This is a genomic window from Treponema socranskii subsp. socranskii VPI DR56BR1116 = ATCC 35536 (assembly GCF_000468115.1).
Taxonomy (GTDB): Bacteria; Spirochaetota; Spirochaetia; order Treponematales; family Treponemataceae; genus Treponema_D; species Treponema_D socranskii.
Map to the genome: position 1 here is coordinate 1 of NZ_AVQI01000083.1, position 25,158 is coordinate 25,158.

The window sequence follows — 25,158 nt, forward strand, 5'->3', positions numbered from 1 at the left end:
AGCTGCACCTTCGATTGTTGAGATAGTGCGGCAAGGAAGCCGCTGAACTATATATCGTTTACAAAGTGATAAATTACGCGGTTTTTTATGAAAATAAACGGGAATACCGTTTCCTGCGCGGGGAACTTCGCACTCCGTGCTCGTTGCAAGTGGCGCGGGGAACTTCGCACTCCGTGCTCGTTGCAAGTGGCGCGGGGAACTTCGCGCTCCGCGCTCGTTGCAAGGTTGCGCGGGGGTGTCGCCCTGCCCCTACACTTGATTTTCCAGTATCGATGTAAAAATTCAGTAAAATTTCAATAAATCGTGTTGCCGAAAAACAGCTTCTTTGATATACTAAAAATTATGTCGGCGATAACGAATTTCGGTACGCTTCTCCGGTCGTATGCGAATAAACAAAATTCCGCATTTGTTAATCTGCGCGATTTTTGCGATTATATAAAAAAATATGCGGAACACTATATCGAAGAAGAGCCCGGCTTGTCCGTCTACCTCGGCAATACGGAAGATACGGTTATCGCGGAATTGCAAACGCTTGAAGCAAAACATCTCGTGTCCATGTTGGAGCGGGACGGCGACAAACAGATCGTCATCGTCATCATGTACTATACGGTCAGGTTTGCGCAGCGCTATAAAGAGCTTGCGTTTAATCCTGCCGTACCGTTTCCGACGCTGAGCGATTTGCCGAAACAGCTTTCGTCGGACGCGCTGGAAAAAAAGCCGGCGTCGGATTTGCTTGCCGCTCTGTTTGCAAAGCAGGATTTGAAATCGCCGAAGTTATACATCGTGCAGCTTCCCCGCAACGTGCCTTCCATTTTGTTTCCCGAATGCGTGCCCGTACAGATGCTCACCGATGCGGCACTGTCGAAGATCCGTGCGATGCTCAAAAAAGAAGAATATCACGATTATTTTTTTAAAAAACTGCGCAACGCAAATCCCGGAAAAGAGATTTCGATAAAGACGTTTTTTGAACAGTTTGTAACGAGACAGGACAGCGCGGCGCAGCTGCTGGAATCGTCTGCGAGTTCGTTTTATTCGTGGAGCCAATTGTGCTATTTTATCAGACAGGATTTTGAAAAAGTAAAGGATACGACGCTGGAAGATACGAATCTTCTGCAGGCGGTTTCCATCGCGGAATTGCACCTTTTGCTGCTGAAAAACAAAGTGCAGGAACAGCAGCAAAAAAACGAAGCGCTCGAATTGCTCGAAGCGGCTCTCGATAAACCGCCGTATTTTTATCCGATGAGCGCGATCGTCAAGATAACCGATACGAGGGGCGTGCCGCTCAGCAATCGCTATAGCGACGACGATTTGAAAAAATTTCTTGAGCGGCTTACGACCGAAAGCAAAGACGGAGATCTGCCGCGCCTGCTTGTATTTAAGGTCGATTCCGGTACGAGATACTTTGTCTATAAGTCGAAAGTGTTTCCGCTTATCATACGGCTGTGCAACGAAGCGCACAGCGTTATCAAACAGAATCTCACGAACAAATGGTATAAGGCGCTTAAAAATTTTGAAAAGCTTCCCGAAATGCACGACAAGCAGCGTTTCGAGTCGGTACTTAAAACGCAGGTTGAAAAAACGTCTCCCGTTTTGTATGCGTTGCTCAACACTAACTTTTTGACGCTGCTCGACGTCGAACTGCAAAACGGGAGCGGAGGCGGAAACTTCCGTCTCTTTTCAAACGGACGGCTTTTGCCGTACGCCGAATTGCTCATGATCGGCAATGCAACGGTGCTCGCAAACGCAAAGATATTGCTGCCGTTTTGGTATTCCATTCCGGTCGTTTCGCAGATTATCGGATTTTTTATGCGCGGTCCGAAAAAGAAAAAAAGCGAAGAAGCGGTTGAAGAAGTAAAAGATACGCATTCGACAAACAAAAACATTCGCCCCGCGACCAAGCGTGAAGCGATCATCCAGGCCGCAAAAACGGTCGAAAACGATCTCGTCCCCGAAGGCTCAACGGTTGACCGCGAACTCGATTCATACTGCAAACAGTGGAATAAACTGATATCGCCGGATGCGCACCGCCAGCTCACCGAAGACGTCAATTCCCTAATCCGCGGTTATATGCGCAGAGTTATCCATACGATTTCGGCTCAAACGTTTACGGTCGAGCGCGTGCGGAGCCTTGCGGAATCGCTGATTAAAACGCCGAATATGCAAAAGATCACGGAACAGGAATCACTGTTTATGTACGTGCAGTTGTATATTCTGCGCCTCATCAGCAACGGTTAGCCGATATCGCGGCGCGATCCGTCGGCAGCCGGCAATTCGTTTGTCATTGAACCGACGAATATATATTTCAAAAAGCGATTGCTTATCTATTTCTATTACAAAAACGAGCATAATAAAATAGTCATCCTCTTATGCGGCGGTGATAAATCGACGCAAAAAGACGACATCGTAAAAGCTCATAAAATAGCAAAGGGGATATAAATGAAAATTACAAAATGGGATATGGCCGAAAATATTATAACACCGGAAGACGTAACGGCATATTTATCTGCCGCTCTTGAAGCAGGAGAAGCCGCCGACGTTATCAACGTTATCGGCGCGATTGCCCGCGCGAAAGGTATGACAAAACTTGCCAGAGAAGCAGGCGTAACTCGTGAAGCACTGTATACTTCATTGTCTCCAAACGGCAATCCGTCTTTTATTACGGTTCTGAATATTCTGCGATCAATGGGGATCGTTCTGCAAGCGCAAAAAACACCCGCAGAAAAACTTCCGGTAATGGCTTAAATTCCAGATGGCGCAGGGAACTTCGCGTTGCATGTTTTCATAAGGTGATTGCACAGGTTCTATCTTTATCTTGTAATTTTTGGCAGTAAGAACGTTACCATTATTTATTACCAATGTATAAGAAATTGAAAGTCAAACCGATGTCGCCTTTCTTCGATTCAGAAAAAAGTGTTGCAGACTTTCCTCCTTCGCAGTCAAACGAAAAACTTGCAGTGTCCGCACCTTAAATTTCCTGTATAAAACCATTATACAAAAAAAGCGGTTGTGCAAGATTTCATTTTTGAAGTGCTGCGGGCGGACAGGGCGGATATGTTTACAAAAATTTATCGTTTTGCGCGTAAAAAACTCCGAAAATGAAAAAATTCCGCGATATATACTATGCACGCCTTGTGCAAAAAGCGTTTGCCGGCCGGCAGTATACGCTTGGGAACTTCTAAAAATCCGACCGAGTTTTTAGAGGAACCTGTTTGATTCTGACACGGGAGATACGGTTTAAAACCGGCAGTACAGGAGTTTTTATGAATCAATTAAATTCGATTATCCTCGAAGGGAACATCACACGCGATGTGTTATTTAAAGAGACGCCGCACGGCTGCAAAGTATGTACCATTCCGATCGCGGTAAACCGCTGGTACAAAAACGACGGCGGACGGGGCATCGAAGAAGTGTCGTACTTCGATGTGGAAGCGTTCGGCAAGATGGCCGAATACTGTGAAAAACGCGTTACAAAAGGAAGGGGCTTGCGCGTCGTCGGAAGATTGAAACAAAGCCGCTGGAAAGGAGCGGACGGAAAAAATGCAAGCCGCGTTACGATCATAGCGGAACACATCGAATTCAAACCGCAAGTCGGAAAGAGAGCCGATTCCGATGCGGAACTTGCAGGCATAGCGGAGGCGACGGCGGCATCCGCGGAAGAATTCGAAGATATGGAAGAAGCGGCGGTATTTTAAAAAAGACGAGACGGCCGTTCGGTAGGGTGCCGGACGGCATTCCCTCATTTTTTTATACGGGGACGGGTTCTCGTTCCCTGCGATTTTTGCTCCTCGACGCGTTTCGGCGAATTAGAGCCTCCGCACGAATAAAATCCCTCTTTCCAATTAAAGCGGTACGCGCCGTCGAGCGGGATTTTTTTAATAACCGAATTCATCACTTCACGCAATTCCGGCTTTGTCACCTTCGTTTTCGAAAAATCGAGCAAAATGCGTTTGATGCCGTCGCCGTAGAGGATGTCGCATTTATCCGTCACCGAAAACGCCGTTTCAGGCATGACGAACGAACCGTCCGGCGTCGAATTGACTTTAAATGCCGTGCCCTCTTTATCGGTAAAATACGTAAAGTCGTATGAGGGCGGCAGTTTAAAGCGCAGGCGAAAGAGCGCGGGATACGCGAACACGGACACGAGGATACGGGAACGGACGGACGGCGGAAAAGTTGCCAAAAGATTTTTCCGCGAATTTTCATACGGCATGACAAAGGCACCGATATTTTGATTTTCGAGCCACGAAACCGCCCAACGGTTGAAAGTGTAGAGGTAGGGGCCGGCTATAACGTTCGCGCCTTTTTTCCCTTTCAGCATCGCGATATGGGCGATATTGTTTGCGATAAACGTCGTAAAGCCGTCGCCGATGAGCGCGTCGAGCGTTTGCCGCAATGAGTTTTCGGTTTCGGGCGGACAAAAGGGATCGAGAGAAATGATGAGCTGCTTTTTGGAAAGCGGCAGCACGGTTTTGTGATTTACAAGATCGTACAACGTTTCGCCGTTCAGTTCGATGATGACGCGCACGGGATGAGAGGATTGGACGACGAACACGTCCGCTACGGATGACACTTGCACGTATAAACCTTCGGGAAAAAATTGCAGTTCGTTTTTGCCGACGCTCGTCAAATCGAGGACGGGAAGCTTTTCGTCTCTCGGCTGCCTCCGATACTGCGACACATCGCGCGCGAGGACGCGAGCGTAACGCTTCGATGCGGCTTTCATCTGCAAGAGGTATACGCTGTCGCCGACTTGAAAACCGCCGGGTACGTCTATCCATCGAGTCCCGTCTGCATCCGTTTCCGCACTGCGCACTTTACGGCTTACGCGGCCGGAATCGTCCCTGCGGTGCAGTCGGATCGAATCTCCGGGATCGGGATCGTAAGAGCCGCCTTTTAAGCGCGCCATCTGCACGCGAAGCTGTTCCGGCGGAGTGCCGGGCGCAGCGTTTTTCTTTTCCGCTTCGACGAGAGAGGCGGGAGCGGGTTTCAGCGCAACGATTTTTCCGAGGTAGATACCCGTACCGCCCGCCTGATCGGGGTTCAATATCTCCTCCCCCGCCTTTTCGATGCCCTCCGCCTGCGTTTTAAAATTATACCAATACGACGATTTCGAACGCGCAAAATCGGATGCGAGCATGCGTTTCGCCGTTATGATCGCGCCTTTTTTATCTTCCTTCCAGTGATCCATAACATAGCGGTAAGCGGCGACGACGGTGCCGACATATTCCGCGCTTTTCATGCGCCCTTCGATTTTAAATGAAGCGACGCCCGCCTCTTCGAGATCGGGAACCTCGGAGACGAGTTCGAGATCACAGGGTGAAAAATAATACCCTTCCGAAATGCCGCCGCGCTGTTCCGCCGCATAATAGCGGCGGCAGGCCTGCGTACACATGCCGCGGTTTGCCGACTTACCGCCGAGAAAACTCGAAAACAGGCACAGTCCCGATTCGCTCACGCACAGTGCACCGTGCACGAACACTTCGAGTTCCGCCGTCGTCGCAGCTTTTATCGATTTGATTTCTTCGAGGCCGAGTTCACGCGCAAGAACGACGCGCTTGACGCCTTCCCTGCTCAAAAGATTTACGCCCGCCGCGCTTTCGACGTTCATCTGGGTCGACGCATGCAGTTCCATCGACGGAAAAAATTCTTGTGCCATGCGGATGACGGCAAAATCCTGCACGATGAGCCCGTCGGGCTTTACCCTGTCGAGGTAGCACAAGAGCCGATACAGCTTTTCCGTCTCGTGCTCTTCGCACACCGTGTTGACCGTAACGTATATTTTTTTGCCGAGTCGATGAACGGCATCGACCGCCGCTTCGAATTGATTCCACGCAAAATTCGTCGTGCGAAGCCGCGCGTTAAAACTTTTGAGTCCGAGATATACCGCATCGGCACCTTCGCCGATAGCCGCATCGAGCGATTCGATATTACCCGCCGGCGCCAATAATTCTGCCATACGCGCAACTATAGCAGAAATCGAAACGAAGCGCCACAGGAGCTCCGGCACACGGAACGCCGGCGATCGGTCGAAACGCTTCCGTTATTCTATGGGATTGACCGCACCCTTTACGATTTTTTCGACGCGCCAATTTTCAGAAGTCTGCACGACGATATTGCCGAGCGTACCGTTTTCGGCCGCACGCCGGAGCGCGATACAGCCCGAACGTTTCAGCATCTTCGACGCGGTTAAACCGTCCGTGCTCGCCGCATCACCGGGTAAAGCGCTTTTCCAAAAACCTTGCGCCGCAATGTTTTCCGCCGCCTCTTTTACGTTTTCATTGCTCCACGCCGTACTCTCCGAAGGCGCATACACTACTGCGTCGAGCACGTCGCCGGTAAAAGAATTGACGAGCATGAGCGTATCCTCTTTGTCGCCCAAACACGCTTTCTCATTCGGCGACCAAATATCGCGAACAACGGAAGACGTATACCATCCCGATGAAAGCGCGATGTTGTCTCCCGTTTCGCTTACGCAACCCTCCCCTTTTGTACGCAGATGAACGACTATAACGTCCCCCGAACGCACTTCTGCGGCAGGAAGCGTAAACGCCCTGTCGCTCCCGTCCGCTGCACTTTGAATCGCGAGCCCCGCAGTATTTCCGTTCGTAAGCGCATACAGTTCGACGAATTCGCATTTTGCATATCCGCCGTTTGAAGCGGATGCGAACTGCGGGTGAACGCCGCTGACGATGATTTTCGGAATACGGCTGTTAAAACCGATAAAGGGTACGGAAAACGTAAGCGTGTTGCCGTTTTCATCTTTCGCTTCGCCGTACAGCGCGTAGCGCACGCCGGCTTCGAGCGATTCTGCCACCTCCGCAATCGCCGTCTTCCCGTCGCCGCTGTAAGAAACGGTGACGGAAATACCCCCCGATTCTCCCGACGCGGCTATCGGCGAAAAACCGTCCTGTTCGGCAGACACGGCACCGTTCGAAAAAGGCGCTGCCCGAGTGATGACCGCTCCCGTAATCGTTACGCGCTCGGAAAACGTAAGCGACACGCGGAGGGCGCTTTCGGCGGAATAGGATTCGAGTACCGGAGCTGCATAATCGCCGCGCAGCAGCTGTAAGCCCTCGTCCGTCGCTTTGCACGAAATCGGACAAAGCGCAAACGATACGACCGCACTCAAAAGCGCCGTCTGCAAAAACCATACGAATACCCGTATACGTTCTTTTTTCACGTTTCGACCTCCCGATCATAGAAGCGCCGCCGATCGGCCCGAATGCGGAACAATCGGCGACACCGAAAAATCCGTACGCACACCTCTAAAAATCCGATCGATTTTTTAGGGATGCCCTACACATATAGATCGAGAAAAAATAACAAAAAGAGGAAGTTTTTTGAAAAAAAATTACAGCGGGCGTCGATACGAACGCTATAGCACTTCAGTGATGGAATTAATGATATGCAACACTTTTGAAAAACCCGTCGCTTCGACGGCTTCGCGGACTTCTGCAGAAGGCGACAGCAAGTATAAAACGTATCCGCTGTCCTCTCCGTCGTTAAAGGCGGCCATAATCGTTCCCATACCGGAATAATCGATTTCGGAGACTTTCGATAAATCGAGTACGACGTTATCGCGTCCGATCGCGTCGTACAGTTTTTGCTGCAGCTCGGCAAGCGTATACGCGTTGATCGCGCCCGAGAGTTCATACAACACGTAATTCGCGCCGCTTTTTTCCGTAATCGTCAATTGATCCATAGCCAGTCCTATACGTATTTTATAACGAGGGCACTTACATCCGCCTCAATTTCTTTCGACATAAATTTAACGAGATTGTCATAGACGAACTGCGCCATGCGGGAAGCGGGAAACGTCAGATTCGAAAGCATAACCTGTTGTACGCGCTCTTTGCCGAAAACATCTCCGCGAAGCGAACGCGACGTGAGAACGCCGTTTGTACACGAAAGGACGATATCGCCTTTGGTAAGTTTGATTTGGCGCACCGAAATATACGGCGCAATATCGCGCACAAAGCCGAGCACGTGGCCGCGGCCTTGAATTTCGATAATATTATTGTACGACTGCGTATACACAAAAATCGCGGGAATGCCGCAGTTGATGTAATACATCACATCGGCGGAAAAATCGACGAGCGCAAAAGTGCCGTTGAATATACTGCCCTTCGGAAGATTTTCGCGGATAAATAAATTAACTCGTTGGACAAGCATTTTAAAATCGTGTGTTTCGTCAAGAAAGGTTCTGATAACCGATTTTAAAATGACCATGTTCATACTTGCGGCGATCCCCTGTCCGCTCAAGCTTCCGATAACGAACAGATGCGTGCGATCGTTGATCCTGATCAAATCGATAAATTCTCCGCCGATATTGTGCGCCGATTTCATGATATAACCGACATCGGCTTTCGGATTTTTAACGGCATCGACGTCTTCCTGAATGGACGCGATGATTTGAGACGACATACGAATTTCACGGTTAACCGTACCGATGATCTCTCTGTTCGAAATATTGCGCATATAGTAGCCGAACACGAAAAAGTACGAATACAGGCGCGTAAGGATGGAAATATCGTAAGCCGTATAGTGTTCGCCGCTCGTCTTTAAGCCGAGCGTAATGCAGCCGAGCAAATTGTGCCCTTCGCTCAACAGGATGAGCGCGTCCGAATGCGTATCCGCAAAGAGCGCGGCGAGTTCTTCCCGCGCCTCCGCAATATCGCTGCGCGCATCGATTTCCGAAAGCGCGATGACGTTGCGGCCTGCGTTCAACAGCGCATCGAACGCTGGGTTGTCGGCACGAACGGGGATATCGCGGGTAGCGGAAGAAAACGCGTTCTCAAGATACTCTTCGCCGCTATTGACGAATACGGACATGGACGAGCACTGTACGTTTCTCGTAAACATATTGTATACGCTCATGATGATTTCATCCATTTCGCCGCTGTAGTCGATCGACGCGAGATCGGTTCCGAACGCGGCTTCATAATCGGTCGGGCGAAGACGGCGCGTCGTCGTAAGGTATTTCGACATACCCCAAATAAATACGAGCGACAGCGTAGTACCGACAACCAAAATCGTATAAAACAGCATCGAGCGGCCGCCGACGATCGGGAACAACAACGTGAAAACGGCAACGAGAAAAACGCTCGGAATAATATATGCGAACAAAAGCCGGAGCATGTACACAAGCGCATCGCTTGCGGACGGCATCGCTCTAACCGATTCCGAGCGCAGCAGCATCAGCAAAAGGAATTCGTATGCGAGCGGATAGAACAGATAAAAACCGGCTATGTCCTGCGACAAAAAGTTGAGGAATATGAGCATAGCCCACATAAAGAGCACTGAAAACAATTCAAGATAACCGAGATATCTTTCGAGCCGCGTAGAACGGTATTCGTTGAGCAGCAGCATGATAAGAACGCAAGCACCCGGCAGCACAAAGCGATACAAAACAATAAAAACGGTAAGCCATGTCCACGTAAAAATATTACCCATGTCTCCGCGAAAAATATATTGCGAGACAATCTTTATGCCGGCGTCGGGAGAAATTACGATCAGCTGAAATTTCATAAATACGATATACAGGGCAAACACAAATAAAAGTATCATCATCACGATGATCAGAGAAATACCGCGTTTTACCTTTCGCAAGATAAAGTAAAATGAAATATTTGTTAAAAAGACAGCTTCCGTAAAAAAGAGCAGTTTGGCAACCAGCAGAAAAACTCCCTCGCTGAGCGGCAAATTGATTGCAGCTGTAAGCAACAGGGAAAGAATCGTCGCTAAAACAATATCAGAGACAATGCGATCGCTGTATATGCCTTTTGTACGATGTACATAGTTTGTATAAAATGAAAACCAAATAAAAAAAACGGAAAGCGCAAAATTGAGTATTACAAACGCCATATCAACCCACCTTTGCAACCATCATCGTGACATCGTCGTGCAGCCGCGCGCCGCCGTTGTATTCGGGAATCAAACGTACGATATCGTCGATAAATTCCTGCGGCGTTTTGTCGGCGCTTACACACAGCATTTCTTTAAAGACGTCGCTGCTGCCGAGCTGGATGCCGTCGCTGTTCATGATTTCCGATAAACCGTCGGAGGCAATGAGGATCACGTCTCCGCGATAGAGCTTTCGCTCTTCGACGGTGATGTCGCCCAAATCGATGATGCCGACAAGACTCGCAGTCGATGCGAGCGGCTTTATCTTATATCCGCTTGCCGCACGAGAGAGAACGAGCGGGTCGGATATGGACGCATTCACATAGCGCATCGTCATCGCATCGGTATCGACGAGACCGAGAAACAATACCGTATATTTATCCTGCAGTTTCATGTTTTTTATCGCTCTATCGATTTCACGGATAATGTTTTCGATGTCTTCTTTATCGTCGATGATCTTCAACGTATTTACGACGAGACCCATAATGAGTGCCGCCGCGAGTCCTTTGCCGGAAACGTCACCGAGCAAAAGCAGCGTTTTGTGTTTATTGATCGGCAAAACGGAATAATAATCACCCGAAACGTTGATAAGCGGTTTATAATAGGCGGCGAGCTGCAGCTTCGAAATGACAGGCATCTTCTGCGGAAGAAACGAGCGCTGCGTATCCGCAAGCAGCTGCCATTCTTTCGTCAAATCGGAAATTTCGGTGAGGTTTGAAATCGTACGGGAACGCGATTGAAAACGCGAAAATTCTTCATAGAGCTGCCGATACGCATCGGCATCAAACAGTTTTGTGTAGCGGCAAAAAATAAAAAGCTGCTGGTCGCCGCACACAAAGAAAAAGCCGCGCGCCGTTTTTGCCGATGAAACGATACCGAGCGAATCATCGAGCAAATACGTCCCTGTCGGCCACGAAAGCGGAAAGTTCCGCGCAAGTACATCGCGTACTTCCTGCGAGGATGCAAAGCGATCGGGACTGTTGTACAAAACGTAATTTTTTTTCCGATCGATAAAGAGAACGGAACAGCCCGCTTCGTTTTCGAGAATATCCGCAAATACTTTATACAGGTCGTCGAGCGAATAGCAAAAACGCAGACGGTTGGTAAAGTGCGTTAAATAGCGCGTTTCGCTTTTTTCGAAAATTCGTTGATGTATTCTGCTGCCGATCATATCGCGTACGGCATCGCCCCCGATCAGCAAGAGAACGAAAACGGTCGTAGGAATCGATATGCGCAAGAAAAACGAGTGTCCGGCAATTTCTTCCGGCACGAGCATCGATGACACGACGATAAACAGAATTAAGATTGCCGCGTTGACGGTAAGAAAAACGATTCGCTTCCGCGTTTTATACATAGATACCTCGACAACATTATGAAATATACGTAATTGGAATTGTAATAGTATAGCATATTATCGAGGATTTCGCATAGATGGCGCAAAGGCATCTCCGCAAAAATTTGCAGGAACGAGCCGTCAGCGGCTGAGCGATTCGAGCGGAATGAGAGCGGGAGACGTCGTCGGATTTTCGAGTGCGAGGTATTGTTCGAGGAGCGCCTTTTGCTGTGCGCTCAAACGCGAGGGCACTTGCACGACGATTTTGACGTAGAGGTCGCCTCTCCGGGAAGTACCCGTATACGGCACGCCTTCGCCCTTGATGCGTAAGAGTTTGCCGTTCGACGTCCCCGCAGGCACTTTGACGCTCACGCGCTTGTCGTCGAGGAGCTGTATCGTTATCTCCGCGCCGAGAGAAGCCTGTGCCATCGTGATCGGAACGGCACAGTAGAGATCCTGCCCCGAACGTTCGAAAAAGCGGTCGCCGGCAACATGGATAACGACGATCAAATCCCCTGCGGGTCCGCCGTTTTGTCCCGCGTCTCCTTGATGCGGGATGTCGATACGTTTGCCGTTGTCGACGCCTGCGGGAATCGTCAGCGTCATCATTTTATTTTTTTCCTGCACGCCCGTTCCGCGGCATACCGGACACGGATTATCGATGACCGTTCCCGTTCCGCGGCAGGTCGGGCAGGTTTGCTGCATCGCAAAAAATCCCGCGCTCCGCCGGATCTGTCCCGTTCCCTGACACGAAGGACAGGTTTTACTTTTCGCGCCTGCAGCGCCTCCGGTGCCGTGACAAGTATCGCAGACTTCGTTATGCGTAAAGCGGATTTCGGCTTTCGTGCCGAATACCGCGGCTTTAAATGATATTTCCAAATCGTAGCGGAGCGTCGCGCCCTGAGCATGCCCGTCGGAAGTTCTGTGCGAAGAAGAAAATCCGCCGCCGAAAATGTTTTCGAATATGTCGCCGAAGCCGCCGCCCATGCCGCCGAAGAGGTCGCTGAAATCGTGAAACGCGTGAGAATACTGTGCGCCGCCTGAGGCCGCGCCGTCGACGCCTGCAAAACCGTATTGATCGTAAAGGGGGCGCTTTTTGTCGTCGGAAAGCACTTCGTACGCTTCCGTCGCTTCTTTGAATTTTTCTTCGGCCGCCTTATCGCCGGGGTTTCTGTCGGGATGATATTTTATCGCAAGTTTGCGGTACGCCTTTTTAATATCGTCGAGAGAAGCGCTTTTTTCAACGCCGAGCACTTCGTAATAATCACGTTTTTCCGCCATATCTTCTGCCAAAAATCAATATTCGTAAATATAATACCATAAAAAACACCTCCGACGCAATCGGACGGAGGTGTTTTCGCGTCTTACGGGAGAGGCCGGACAAAGGTCTATGCACTCATATCCGTTTCGCATATAGGACTTCGCAAAATCGCCGAGGCCCTATATACGCTTTATTTGTCGTCGTGCACTTCGTATTCGGCGTCGTCGGCTTTGCCTTTGTCAAAACCGCCCGACTGCTGCGAGCCTTGCTCGCTTCCGGCGCCGCCGCTTTGGGCTTGGCCCCCCGCGCCCTGCTGCTGTGCGGCTTGCTGTTTGTACACTTCTTCGGCGATCTTGTAGGACGCCTGCTTGAGCGCTTCCGTTTTCGACTTGATCTCTTCGACGTTGTCGCCTTCGAGCGCTTTTTTCAGCGCCGCAACGGCATCGTCGATCGCCTGCTTATCCGCAGCGTTTACTTTGTCGCCCAAATCTTTCAGCGTCTTTTCCGTCGCGTAGATAAGGCTGTCCGCATCGTTTCGCGCATCGACGCTTTCGCGTTTGGCTTTATCGGCGGCGGCGTTCGCTTCCGCATCTTTTACCATGCGGTTGATTTCCTCTTCGCTCAAACCGCTCGATGAGGTGATTTGGATGTGCTGCTCTTTGCCCGTACCCAAATCCTTTGCGCTGACATGAACGATGCCGTTCGCATCGATGTCGAAAGTAACTTCGATCTGCGGTACTCCGCGAGGAGCCGCCGGGATACCGACGAGGTCGAAATTGCCGAGCGTGCGGTTTTGCGCCGCCATCTCGCGCTCTCCCTGCAGTACATGAATCGATACCGCCGTCTGTCCGTCGGCCGCCGTCGAAAAGATTTGGCTCTTTTTCGTCGGGATCGTCGTATTGCGCGGAATGAGCTTCGTAAAGACGCCGCCCATCGTTTCAATGCCGAGCGAAAGAGGCGTTACGTCGAGGAGGAGCACGTCTTTTACGTCTCCGCCCAAAACGCCGCCCTGGATCGCCGCCCCTACCGCAACCGCTTCATCGGGGTTTACCGAGCGATTGCCTTCTTTTCCGAAAATCGCTTTGACGACTTCCTGCACTTTAGGCATACGGCTCGAACCGCCGACGAGCAGCACTTCGTCGATTTTATCCGGCGTAATGCCCGCATCGCTCATCGCTTTTTTGCACGGCTCTTTCGTCGCGTCGAGCAAGTCCGCCGTCATCGCTTCAAACTGTGCCCGCGTCAGCGTCTTTTGCAAGTGCTTCGGACCGGACGCATCTGCAGTGATAAAGGGCAGATTGATGTCCGCCGTCGTCTGCGACGAAAGCTGAATCTTCGCGTTTTCCGCAGCTTCGCGCAAGCGCTGCATCGCCATAGCGTCGTTCGACAGATCGATGCCGCCGGTGTCTTTTTTAAACTCGTCGACAAGCCAGTTGATGATTCGCCTGTCCCAGTCGTCGCCGCCGAGCTGCGTATTGCCGTTCGTCGATTTGACTTCGAAGACGCCGTTGCCGAGCTCGAGGATGGAAATATCGAAAGTACCGCCGCCCAAATCGTAGACGGCGATCGTCTTTTCTTTGCTTGAATCTTTATTGAAACCGAAAGCGAGAGAAGCTGCGGTCGGTTCGTTGATAATCCGCTTGACGTCAAGACCTGCGATTTTGCCGGCATCCTTTGTCGCCTGGCGCTGCGCGTCGTTGAAATACGCGGGCACCGTGATAACCGCTTCCGTCACCGGCTGACCGAGGTAATCCTCCGCCGTCTTTTTCATCTTTTGCAAAATGAAAGCGCTGATCTCCTGCGGGCTGTACTGCTTTTTTTCGCCGTTTTGTTCGATTTCAACTCTTACGTCTTCACCGTGGTCGATAACCTTGTACGGCAGCTTCGTCGCTTCTCCCTTCAATTCGGAAAAACGGTGCCCGATGAGGCGCTTAATGGAATACACCGTATTTTTCGGGTTCGTCACCATTTGGTTTTTTGCCGGAAGCCCGACGATGCGGTCGCCCTTCGACGTAAAGCCGACGATGGACGGAGTGGTTCTCCCGCCCTCCGAATTCTGAATGACGACCGGTTCGCCGTTTTCCATAACGGCGACGCATGAATTCGTTGTTCCTAAATCAATACCGATAATTTTTCCCATGTCAATATCTCCTCAATTATTTCGAATCGGATTTCTGTCCGGCTTTTTCGTCCGATTGAACCGAACCGTCGGGCATTGTCACCATAACCTTTGCGTGTCTGATAATCCTGTCTTTTAACTTATATCCCTTTAAATATACTTCTTTCAAAACCGGTTCGGCAACAGCGCCCTCTACACTGCCGATCGCTTCGTGTTCGTCGGGATCGAAGACATCGCCGGGTACTCCGTAGCTCGACAGATTGTATTTGTCTTCGAGCATTTTGACGAGCGACGCGTTTATCATCTTTACGCCGTCGGCGATCGATTTTACGTCTTTTGCGCTCGACGCAGCGTCTACCGTACGGTCGAAATTGTCGAGACTTTCGAGCAGATCGTGCAAAAGATTTTCGTTCGCGTAGTCGAATACGTCCTGCTTTTCTTTCAGCATACGCTTGCGGTAATTGTCGAAATCGGCCGCACGGCGCAGCACTTGATCTTTCAAATCGGCGTTTTCTTTTTTGAGCGCGTCGATTTGTTTTTCAAGCTCTGAAAGCGTATCTTTACCCGAATCTTCCGTCGAAGGCGTTTCGTCCGATTTTTCGGAGGCGCAGGTATTTTCAGCAGATTTGCAGTCCGCAGCATTTTTTCCGCCGTTTGCCTTCTCTTCGCATTTCTGCGGCATCACCCCGGTGTGCGCTTCGCCTCTCGGCGTCGTGCCGTTCGGCGTTTCGTTTTTCGTTTTTTCTTTCTTTTCCGATTCACCCATGTACTGTCACCTGTAAAAGTATTTACTATAAATGTACTAAGCCTCTTGCCAAGCGTCAAGAAAATTATAGCTATTTAATTTTACCGGATGGCACCGAAATGATCGATACCGATTTTTTTTCTTGCGTTTTGAAAATCTCATGATATAATGAAAGCATTAATTCGGAACCGAAAGGGTATTCAATCATCGATATGTCGTCAATTCGGTCTCTTATGGAGGATTTTATGAAAAAGTTGGCAGGGGTACTCGTATTGTTTGCGCTGGTCTTCGTCGGATGTAAAAAAGCCGATAAAAAGGCAGCTGCAAGCGACGTCAGCGGCAAAATCGTCATCTATACGTCGATGTACGAAGACGTTATCGATGCGGTAAGCAAAAAACTCAAAGCGCAATTCCCGCATCTCGAAGCGGAATTCTTTTACGGCGGCACCGGAAAAATTCAAGCTAAAATCGCCGCGGAAAAAGACAGCGGCAAACTCGGCTGCGATATGATGATGGTCGCCGAACCCGCCTATTCGCTCGAATTGAAAGAAAACGGCATGCTGCACAATTATATGTCGCCGGAAGCGGCTTCCCTTTCGTTCGAATACGATAAAGAGGGCGCGTGGTATCCGGTACGCATCTGCACGATGGTTCTCGCCTACAATCCCGAAAAATATTCCACAAAAGAAATACCGACGACGCTCAAAGCTTTCGCAACCGATCCGCGTCTTACCGGCTACAGTTCCATGTCGAACCCGCTCACGTCGGGCACCGCTATGGCTTCGATCGTCGGTCTCCTCGACGCGTACGGTGAAGACTATTTTGTCGGACTCGGGAAGCAGCGCGTAGCAATCGAATCCGGCTCCGTCGCGCTCACCAAGCTTGAAACCGGCGAATGCAAAGAGATTATGATACTCGAAGAATCCGTATTGAAAAAACGGCAGGAAGAAGGTTCGAAGCTCGCGGTCATCTACCCCGAAGACGGAGTATTGTGCATTCCGTCGACGGTTATGACGGTCAACGAAAAATGGTGCGCAAACAACAACATCAAAGCGTGCGAAGCGGTAACCGACTGGCTGCTCGGCAAAGACGGACAGCAGTGCATGGTGGACGGCTGGATGCATTCGGTGAGAGGCGACGTCGATTACGTTCCCTACGATTCCATTCCGAACAGCGAAGTGTACGCAAAGACGATCCCGATCGATTGGGAAAAATGTTACAAAGAACGCGATTCGATCCGCACGGCATTCGAAGAGCACGTCACGATTAAAAAATAAATAGGTTGAATGTCGAGTGTTGAAAGCATGAGCTTGATAAAGCTGTGCTTTCAGCGAGAACTTCGTTCGGCTTCGCCTCACTGACGAGTTTGCTTCGCAAACTCGCGGTGTATGCGCCGCGGTCGAGCTTTTAGGGTAGGCTTCCGTAAGCTTAACGCTCGAAACGGCACGCAGCCGGAACCTCGCCGTAAGCATAATTTTATTTATTTTCAAACCTCGCCATTCATTTTGTGTGTGAAACGGATGGAAAACAAATTGGAAAGTCAAAAAAAACTGTATTTCGATTACAAATGGGTGATCATCTTTTTGATTGTCGGATTTTTGATCGTCTTTCAAGTGCTGCCGCTCGTCTACCTGCTCGTCCGCTCCATGTTTATCAACGGGCGTTTTTCGCTCGAAGGCTTTAAAAACATCTACTCATACGCCCTCAATTGGACGTGCTTAAAGACGACGCTCGTTGCGGCGACGCTCACGATGCTCTTCGGCGTACTGCTTTCGTTTCCGCTCGCGTGGCTTGTCGGACGCACGAATCTCTACGGCAAAAAAATATTCCGCACCGTCTTTGTCATGACCTATATGGTGCCGCCCTACGTCGGAGCGATGGCGTGGCTCAGGCTTTTGAATCCGACCGTCGGCACGATGAACGTCGTCCTCGCAAAAATTTTTCACCTGACGCAAAATCCGTTCAACATCTACACGGTCGGCGGCATGGTATGGGTGTTGACGACGTTTTATTATCCTTATGCATTTATCACGATTTCGCGCGCTATGGAAAAGATGGATCCCTCGCTCGAAGAAGCGTCCCGCATATCGGGAGCGTCTCCGCTGAAAACGCTTTTTACCGTCACGATTCCGCTCGCGCTTCCGAGCCTCATCGCCGCAGCTTTGCTCGTATTCGTCGCGGCCGCTTCGTGTTACGGCATTCCGTCGATCATCGGAGCGCCGGGGCAGATATACACGGTGACGACGCGCATCATCGACTACGTGCAGATCGGAAACGACGAAGGACTCACGCATGCGACCTGCCTCGCCGTCTTTCTCATGGCGGTCGCATTGATAATTTTGTACGTGTCGAATTTCATCGTCGGAAAAAAAGAGTACATCACCGTGTCGGGAAAATCGACGCATCCGTCCATCGTCGATTTGGGAAGATGGAGAATACCCGTTACGATCCTCGTCACACTCTTTGCGATTCTCGTCGTCGTCATTCCGTTTTGGACGGTCATTTCCACGTCGGTTACGATGAACATGGGCAAAGACGTATTCGCCCGAAACAATATCACGTGGCGTTATTGGAAAATCATCTTTTCACGCAAATCGATTTTAAACTCGTTTAAAAACAGCATCACTTACGCTTTCCTCGCAGCGACTTTCGGCATGATCGTCAGCGTCGTCATGGCGTGGCTTTTAAAACGCACCGAAGCTAAGGGTCGCGAAATCCCGGACTTTTTAATAACCGTCGGAAGCGGCACCCCGAGCGTCGTCATCGCCCTTGCGCTCATCATGACGATGACCGGAAAATTCCGTATCAACATCTACAATACGATCGGCATCATGGTTATCGCGTATATGATAAAATACATGATGATGGGTATGCGTACCGTCGTATCGGCTTTTACGCAGATAAGCCCGTCGCTCGAAAGCGCCGCTCAAATAGCGGGCGCGGGCTGGGTGCAGCGCTTAAAAGACGTCGTGCTGCCGCTTATAAGCCCTTCGGTCGTCGCCGGCTGGTTTCTCATCTTTATGCCGTGCTTTTACGAGCTGACGATGTCGACGCTTTTGTATTCGAACAGCACGAAAACGCTCGGCGTGGAATTGTTTACGTATCAAACCTTCCACAGCCAGCAGACGGCGTCGGCGCTTGCAACGGCGATCCTTGCGATCGTCATCATTATGAATACGATGCTGAATAAATTGACAAAGGGTAAATTTTCGATTTAGCTTCGGGCGCGCAAGACGCAGGTCGGCCGCAAGCCCTGCGAAATTTTTATTTATAAGTTAGGATAGTTTAGGAGAAATTATGTCAACGGTAAGTATTAAAAACGTAACGAAAGTATACGACGACGAAACGGTCATCGATACGTTCAACGCGGAAATAAAAGACGGAGAGTTCATAACGCTGCTCGGCCCTTCCGGCTGCGGAAAAACGACGCTTTTGCGTATGATAGCGGGTTTCAGAAAACCTTCGACCGGTTCGATTTCGATCGCAGGAAAAATCGTGTCGGACGATACGACCTTCGTGCCGCCTGAAAAACGCGGCATCGGTATGGTCTTTCAAACCTACGCGGTATGGCCGCACATGAACGTATTCGACAACGTCGCCTATCCGCTGAAAATTCAAAAGCTGAAAAAAGACGAAATCAAAAAGCGCGTCGGTGCGATCCTCGAAATCGTGCATTTGAGTCAATACGAAAAACGTATGCCGTCCCAGCTTTCAGGCGGTCAGCAGCAGCGCGTAGCGCTCGGAAGAGCCCTCGTCGCCGAGCCGAAGCTGCTCCTCCTCGACGAACCGCTTTCAAACCTCGACGCCAAGCTGCGAGAAAGCATGCGCTTCGAAATCAAAGATATTCAAAAAAAGCTCGGCATTACCGTCGTCTACGTCACGCACGATCAAGTCGAAGCGATGACGATGAGCGACCGCGTATTTTTAATAAACAACGGCGTCGTACAGCAAGTCGGCTCCCCTCTCGAAATTTACCGCAGCCCCGTCAATCAATTCGTCGCAAACTTTGTCGGAAAAGCGAACTTTCTCAAAGGGACGGCGGACGGCGGACGCATTTCGATAGCGGGAACGAATCAAAGCGTGCCGTATTCGGGAAAGCTTTCGGGGAAAGTCGTGCTGACGCTGCGACCCGAAAACGTAAAGATCGTTCCGTCGGGAGGAGATCTCACCGGTACGATTCAAAATATGTACTATCTCGGAGATGAAAACGACTGCCGCGTCGACTTGGGAGGCGTTTCGCTTCGCATCATCGCGGATCCGCACAGCTTCGATTCGCTTTCTACCGGACAAAAGGTCGATATGAAAATTCAAGACGAATTGGTATACGCCGACGACGGCAAAGACGATCAGTATAAAATTTTGACGTGATACAGGGACGGGAGCCGTATCGGAGCGCTTTACGGCTTCCGCACGAACCGTTCTTATTAAAACAAAAATTCATAAAAAAAATTACCCTTTTTTTTCATATCGTGCTATAATTGTACGTGTATACATTGAAAAAGTGCAACACGGAGATGCTGTGAAAATTTCGTACAATGAATTTCATGTAAGTAAAAAAGTCAGAGATCTCTGCCGATTTAACGAAACGCTGTTTGCGTCTGCAGGCAATGTCATCTTTTCCGATATGTATCAAGTGCGCGCGTTTGTCGAAAAACTGAATGCGTTCTTCGATAAACGAGTCGAACACGAAAAACGCGTGTCGGCAGGCGAACTCAACGCGATGGGGCTCATCGATGAAATATTTCACTACGTATGCATGATTTACCGGAGAGATGCGGACGCAGAATCGTTCAGCACCATCCTTGCAAAGCTCGACGATGAATTCGGCTCGAGCAGGATAGACGACCTCCTCTTGTCGTTTATCGCCGAGTTTCCGCCTGCGGCCGTCCGTCACGGTACCGTAAGTGCCGAAGACTATCTTTCCGAGACCGCATTCGACGACGGCGTAAATCGCGAGAGGACAAACCGCGAGCAGACGTTCGAAGAGCTCATACTTCTGCACCTCGCAAATGAAAACCCCGCATTTAAAAAATTCTCGATTTTATTCGACGACGCAAAGCTCGCGCGCAATGTGCTGTACGCAAAGTCATGGGAAATTATTAAAAGTCGTTTCGCCTTGCTTCCGCCGTTCGGGCCGTTCGGCCACGATCTCATTTCCATGCTGAAAGAACCCGTCGTCTACAGCCCCGAAAGCCTTAAAGGCCAGCTCGATTATATCCGCCTGTACTGGGCGGCGATGCTCGGAGATCGGATCAAGCGCCTGCTCGCCGGCATCGATACGATACAGGAAGAAGAAAAAGCGGCGTGGCAAGACGGAGGTGAGATCGAAGCGGTGCCGTACAGCTATGAAAATCTTGCAAAAGAATACGAGCGCTTCAGCGCGGACAGCGCATGGATGCCGTGTGTCGTGCTCATTGCAAAGATGGTGCTCGTGTGGCTCGATCAGCTTTCAAAAAAATATTCGCGTGCGATTACACGCCTCGACGAAATCCCCGACGAAGAGCTCGATATGCTTCGGGACGAAGGTTTTACGGGGCTCTGGCTTATCGGCTTGTGGGAGAGGAGCTATGCGAGTAAACGCATAAAGCAGATAAACGGAAATGCGGATGCGGCAGCGAGCGCATACAGTCTCTACGATTATGAAATCGCACACGATATCGGCGGTTGGGACGCGCTCGTAAATTTGCGTACGCGCTTATGGCAGCGCGGCATCCGCCTCGCATCCGACATGGTACCGAATCACACCGGCATGGATTCGAAATGGGTCATCGAAAAGCCCGACCTCTTCGTTCAGAGAAAAGACTGCCCCTTCCCACAGTACACGTTCAACGGCGAAAATCTTTCGCGCGACGGCAGGGTCGGCATCTACCTCGAAGACCACTATTATACGAAAACCGACTGCGCCGTCATCTTTAAGCGGGTCGACAACCGTACCGGAGACGTGCGCTATATCTACCACGGAAACGACGGCACCGGCATGCCGTGGAACGATACGGCGCAAATCGATTTTCTGAACCCCGCCGCACGTGAAGCAGTGATGCAGGATATCGTCAACGTCGCAAAAAATTTTCCGATCATCAGATTCGATGCGGCAATGGTGCTCGCAAAAAAACATATCAGACGGCTGTGGTATCCCGAGCCGGGACACGGCGGTGATATCGCAACGCGGAGCGAAAATGCAATTTCAGCAGAAGAATTCGACAAAGCGATTCCGAACGAATTTTGGAGGGAAGTCGTTGACAGGATCGCAGCCGAAGTTCCGGACACGCTGTTGCTTGCCGAAGCGTTTTGGATGATGGAAGGCTACTTTGTCCGTACGCTCGGCATGCACCGCGTCTACAACAGCGCGTTTATGAATATGCTCAAAAAAGAAGAAAATCAAAAATACCGCGACACGATAAAAAACACGCTGCGTTTCGATCCGCAAGTGCTCAAGCGCTTTGTCAACTTCGTCAACAATCCAGACGAAGAAACCGCCGTTGCGCAGTTCGGCAAGGGCGACAAATACTTCGGCGTATGCACGCTCATGGTTACGATGCCCGGTCTTCCGATGTTCGGGCACGGGCAGATCGAAGGCTTCGAAGAAAAATACGGCATGGAATATACGCGCGCATACCGAAATGAAAACCCCGACGAAGGTTTCGTCGCGCGTCACCGGCGCGATATTTTTCCGCTCATGAAAAAGCGCCGACTTTTTGCGGACGTCGAAAACTTTTTGTTTTACGATTTGTGGAACGAAGGCAGCGTAGATGAAAACGTATTCGCCTATTCCAACTGTGCGGACAGAGAATGTTCGATCGTCGTCTACAACAACAAGTACGAACACACTGCGGGCTGGATTAAAGAGTCCGTGCCGTATGCGATAAAAACGGGAAGCGGAGAAAACGATAAAATGTTCGTAACCCGGACAATAGCCGAAGGATTATGCCTCAGCGATGCCGGCGATACGTACTGTATTTTCCGCGAACAGCGGTCGGGACTCTACTACATCCGCAAAAACGACGACATACGCGAAAACGGTTTGTTCGTTTCGTTGAACGGATTCGAATCGCAAGTCTATACGGACATTCGTCAAGTCGCGGATACCGACACGTATAAATACAGCACTTTGTGCCAAACCCTCGCAGGCCGCGGCGCGGAAGATTTGGAAACGCTTTGGGAAGAGATCGAATACTGGGAACTGTACAAAGCGCTCGAAACTTTCGCAATTTTATTAATTTCAAAAGCGGAAGAGATGTTGCATCCTGCGGACAGAACGCAGTTAAAGAAAAAAGCGCTTACGGATGAAGTCAAAGAAAGCGCGCTCGCATTCTACGCTACGGCACAGCGGTTTGCGGACGGATGCGGATATAAAATCGCTCCGCCTGAAAAACAGTTTCGGCAATTTAATAAAATGTTTTCAGCCGTCATATCGTCCGCTGCGGATACCGTCCTCCGAAATCCGTCCGCAGAAGAAAATAAAAAATTATTAAAATCAAAATCCGGCGGCGATTTCATCGCGTTCGCAGCATCCATCGAAAAATCTCTCCCGATATTATTAATTTGCCTGGCATCGATTGAAGAACTTGCCGCTTGCGGATGCGCAAAAAGGTTTAATTTTGCACGGAAATTTGCCGAATATATAAGACGAACGGGATGTGCGAACGCGCCCGATCAGTATCAGCTGATGCGCGTCTTCGCTCTTGCACCGCTTGCAAAAAAAACAGTATTATTAAATAATATGAAGAAAGCAGCCTACGAGTTTGCCGCGCTTTTCGTTCAAAGCGAAGACGCGTTGCTGCTCTCGGGGAATAATTTCTTCGACGGCATACAGTGGTTTAACAAAGAATTGTCGGACAGCAGCTTGACATACTTTGCCGCTGTTGCAACTTTGTATGCACCGGAAGAGAAGAAGGACTTTGTGCGTGCATTGTATTTTCTTCTCAATGATGCTAAAATAAAAGCATCGTTTAAGAGCGAATTATTTATTAAACAATTCGCACCGAATAAAGGTTCTAAAGCTTTACATCCCGTCGGGAAGAGAGAAGCTTCAAAGATAACAACCGCCGGATTATCCGGCAAGAAGCACAAGGAGCTGACTATGGCAACGACCACAGTAAAAAAACCGGCCGCAAAAAAACCGGCTGCAAAAAAGACAACAGCGAAAAAACCTGTTGCGAGTAAGACAACGGCAAAAAAACCGACCGCGAAAACGGCAGCGAAAAAAAATGTTGCTAAAAAGACAACAGCGAAAAAGCCCGCTGCAAAAACGGCAGCCAAAAAGCCCGCGGTAAAGAAGCCCGCTGCAAAAAAAGTTGCGGCAAAGAAACCCGTTGCCAAAAAGACAACCGCAAAAAAAACAACCGTAAAAAAATAATCGAAAACAAGTAATTATTTATGATAAAAGCGGTGCTCCGACACCGCTTTTTGTTTTATAGGCGGGACGTGCGCCGCACCTATTCGATAATCAAATTAACAAAACGACGAATGATTATCCGGCGACGCCTGCGATTACAGATCGCAGTTCGGCTTCCGATGAAATCGCAGGCTTCCCAATGCGGATAGGTTTCAGCGCCGATGCGATTCGTTCGGGCATGGCAGGCGCTTCGCCCGTCGTTTGGCGAATATAGTCGGCCGACAAGGAAGGATGATCGCGCGCGACAATGATGACGGCACCTCCGTCTTCCGATGACATATCCGCTTTGAGTTTTGCCGCAGCGTAGGCGCGGCCGGTGTGCCGATCGGCAAAAACGCCGTATTTTACGAAAAGCTCTTTTACCGCATCGTCCGTCATGGCATCGGTGAGTTTTACCGGATAGACGAAATTGCGCATCATCAACGTATTTGCGGAAAACACTTCTTCGAGCCGCTCTATGTTCGACGGATCAGTCGGGTCGGCAGGCCTTCGGTCGGCATACGGGACGACGGAATCGAGAACGATGCAGTCGCCTGCCGCATCGACGGTGAGCGCATCCGTTGCAGGGATAAAAAAACCGTTTAAAGGCAGCGCAAAACGCCAGCTGTACAGGCCCGCGACGACATTGCTGTAATTGCCCGGCGCGAGCGCGTAGTACATATCGCCCGGCACCTCGTCTTTTAAGCGCGAAAACGCAAACGGGTAAAAAAACGCCTGCGGCAAAAGCCGCCCGATATTCGCTGTATTTGCGACCGTAAGCCGGTTCGTTTCGGAAAAGTCTCTGTCCGAAAAAATCGTGCGCACGAGATTTCGGCAGTCGTCTTCGGTTCCGTCGATTTCTACGGGATATATATTGCCGCCGTTCCAGCAATAGTCGCTTTCCAACATACCGTAAGCGCTCCCTTTCGGACAGACGACGACGGCCTTTATGCGCTTTTTGCCGCGCAGCTCGTACGCGAGGACGGCGCCGGTTTCACGGCGCGTTACCGCTAAAATCGTCGCGCTGCTGTCCCTCATCTGCAAAATCGTTTCAAGGCAGGCCGTAAGGTATGCGATGCCGAAATCGCGGTGGCAGCCGGAAGGCCCGTGAAAGAGTTCGAGCATAAAATGCGTATCGTCGAGACGGCGGACGGCAGGTTCAAACGGAAAAGCTGTTGTCGCGATCGTTTCGCAGATAATCGGACTGAATTCGTCTTTGATAAAAGCGGACGTGAGCGTACCCGCGATGGAAGCGAACGACGTCGTTTTATCCGTATAGAGAATCCAGCGGCGCAAGTCTTCCGTGTCACAAGGCACATAAAGCCCGCCGTCTTCCGGCATACAGTGTAAAACGGCTTCCGCAAATCCGACGGAGAGGGCTTTGTTTCGTGTACTCGTAAATCGCATAGCGTAATTATAGCTC

At 50.2% G+C, this 25,158-nt stretch carries 16 protein-coding genes; 7 read left to right on the forward strand and 9 right to left on the reverse strand.

Annotated features, from left to right (window positions below; genetic code table 11):
* The first annotated feature begins 342 nt into the window (after positions 1–342).
* From HMPREF0860_RS12035 to HMPREF0860_RS12045, 3 genes are all read left to right on the forward strand, one after another.
* Positions 343–2,235, forward strand: a complete 1,893-nt coding sequence (locus HMPREF0860_RS12035; protein ID WP_021330580.1) for a hypothetical protein — start codon at positions 343–345, stop codon at positions 2,233–2,235.
* Between the two features lie 201 nt (positions 2,236–2,436).
* Positions 2,437–2,742: an addiction module antidote protein gene (locus HMPREF0860_RS12040; RefSeq protein ID WP_021330529.1), complete on the forward strand. Its 306-nt coding sequence runs from the start codon at positions 2,437–2,439 to the stop codon at positions 2,740–2,742.
* Between the two features lie 518 nt (positions 2,743–3,260).
* Positions 3,261–3,692 (forward strand): single-stranded DNA-binding protein, encoded by a 432-nt coding sequence (locus HMPREF0860_RS12045; RefSeq protein ID WP_021330545.1) that lies wholly within the window; start codon positions 3,261–3,263, stop codon positions 3,690–3,692.
* A 44-nt stretch (positions 3,693–3,736) separates the two neighbouring features.
* Here the strand turns inward: HMPREF0860_RS12045 and HMPREF0860_RS12050 are convergent, their stop codons facing one another.
* From HMPREF0860_RS12050 to HMPREF0860_RS12085, 8 genes are all read right to left on the reverse strand, one after another.
* Complete coding sequence (locus HMPREF0860_RS12050) at positions 3,737–5,956, reverse strand: peptidase U32 family protein (RefSeq protein ID WP_038081242.1); 2,220 nt, start codon at positions 5,954–5,956, stop codon at positions 3,737–3,739.
* Between the two features lie 84 nt (positions 5,957–6,040).
* Entirely contained in the window at positions 6,041–7,180 is a 1,140-nt protein-coding gene (locus tag HMPREF0860_RS12055) for a lipoprotein TP_1001-related protein (RefSeq protein ID WP_021330509.1), read from the reverse strand.
* Between the two features lie 195 nt (positions 7,181–7,375).
* The gene (locus HMPREF0860_RS12060; RefSeq protein WP_021330528.1) at positions 7,376–7,702 is read right to left on the reverse strand and encodes an STAS domain-containing protein; all 327 of its coding nucleotides are present in this window, start codon (positions 7,700–7,702) and stop codon (positions 7,376–7,378) included.
* An 8-nt stretch (positions 7,703–7,710) separates the two neighbouring features.
* Positions 7,711–9,453, reverse strand: coding sequence for a PP2C family protein-serine/threonine phosphatase (locus HMPREF0860_RS13435; RefSeq protein WP_162147023.1), 1,743 nt, complete (start codon positions 9,451–9,453; stop codon positions 7,711–7,713).
* Between the two features lie 412 nt (positions 9,454–9,865).
* On the reverse strand, positions 9,866–11,257 hold the full coding sequence (locus tag HMPREF0860_RS12070) for a PP2C family protein-serine/threonine phosphatase (RefSeq protein ID WP_021330541.1): 1,392 nt from the start codon (positions 11,255–11,257) through the stop codon (positions 9,866–9,868).
* 120 nt (positions 11,258–11,377) lie between these two features.
* On the reverse strand, positions 11,378–12,517 hold the full coding sequence (gene dnaJ, locus HMPREF0860_RS12075) for a molecular chaperone DnaJ (protein ID WP_021495831.1): 1,140 nt from the start codon (positions 12,515–12,517) through the stop codon (positions 11,378–11,380).
* Positions 12,518–12,687: 170 nt separating this feature from the next.
* The gene (gene dnaK, locus HMPREF0860_RS12080; protein WP_021330559.1) at positions 12,688–14,637 is read right to left on the reverse strand and encodes a molecular chaperone DnaK; all 1,950 of its coding nucleotides are present in this window, start codon (positions 14,635–14,637) and stop codon (positions 12,688–12,690) included.
* Positions 14,638–14,653: 16 nt separating this feature from the next.
* Positions 14,654–15,382, reverse strand: a complete 729-nt coding sequence (locus tag HMPREF0860_RS12085; RefSeq protein ID WP_021330561.1) for a nucleotide exchange factor GrpE — start codon at positions 15,380–15,382, stop codon at positions 14,654–14,656.
* A 224-nt stretch (positions 15,383–15,606) separates the two neighbouring features.
* On the opposite strand from HMPREF0860_RS12085, the gene HMPREF0860_RS12090 reads away from it, so the two are divergent.
* The 4 genes from HMPREF0860_RS12090 (at position 15,607) to HMPREF0860_RS12105 (ending at position 23,717) form a co-directional block, all read left to right on the forward strand.
* The gene (locus HMPREF0860_RS12090) at positions 15,607–16,638 is read left to right on the forward strand and encodes an ABC transporter substrate-binding protein (RefSeq protein WP_021495828.1); all 1,032 of its coding nucleotides are present in this window, start codon (positions 15,607–15,609) and stop codon (positions 16,636–16,638) included.
* Positions 16,639–16,881: 243 nt separating this feature from the next.
* Positions 16,882–18,579 carry an ABC transporter permease gene (locus HMPREF0860_RS12095; protein WP_021495830.1) on the forward strand — a complete coding sequence of 566 codons (1,698 nt, stop codon included), beginning with the start codon at positions 16,882–16,884 and terminating at the stop codon, positions 18,577–18,579.
* A gap of 79 nt (positions 18,580–18,658) precedes the next feature.
* A complete protein-coding gene (locus HMPREF0860_RS12100) occupies positions 18,659–19,729 on the forward strand; it encodes an ABC transporter ATP-binding protein (RefSeq protein WP_021330531.1) in 1,071 nt (356 codons plus the stop codon).
* Between the two features lie 151 nt (positions 19,730–19,880).
* Positions 19,881–23,717, forward strand: a complete 3,837-nt coding sequence (locus tag HMPREF0860_RS12105; protein ID WP_021495825.1) for an alpha-amylase family glycosyl hydrolase — start codon at positions 19,881–19,883, stop codon at positions 23,715–23,717.
* A gap of 114 nt (positions 23,718–23,831) precedes the next feature.
* Here HMPREF0860_RS12105 and HMPREF0860_RS12110 read toward each other — a convergent pair whose 3' ends face one another.
* A complete protein-coding gene (locus tag HMPREF0860_RS12110) occupies positions 23,832–25,142 on the reverse strand; it encodes a PALP domain-containing protein (RefSeq protein ID WP_021330556.1) in 1,311 nt (436 codons plus the stop codon).
* Positions 25,143–25,158: the final 16 nt, after the last annotated feature.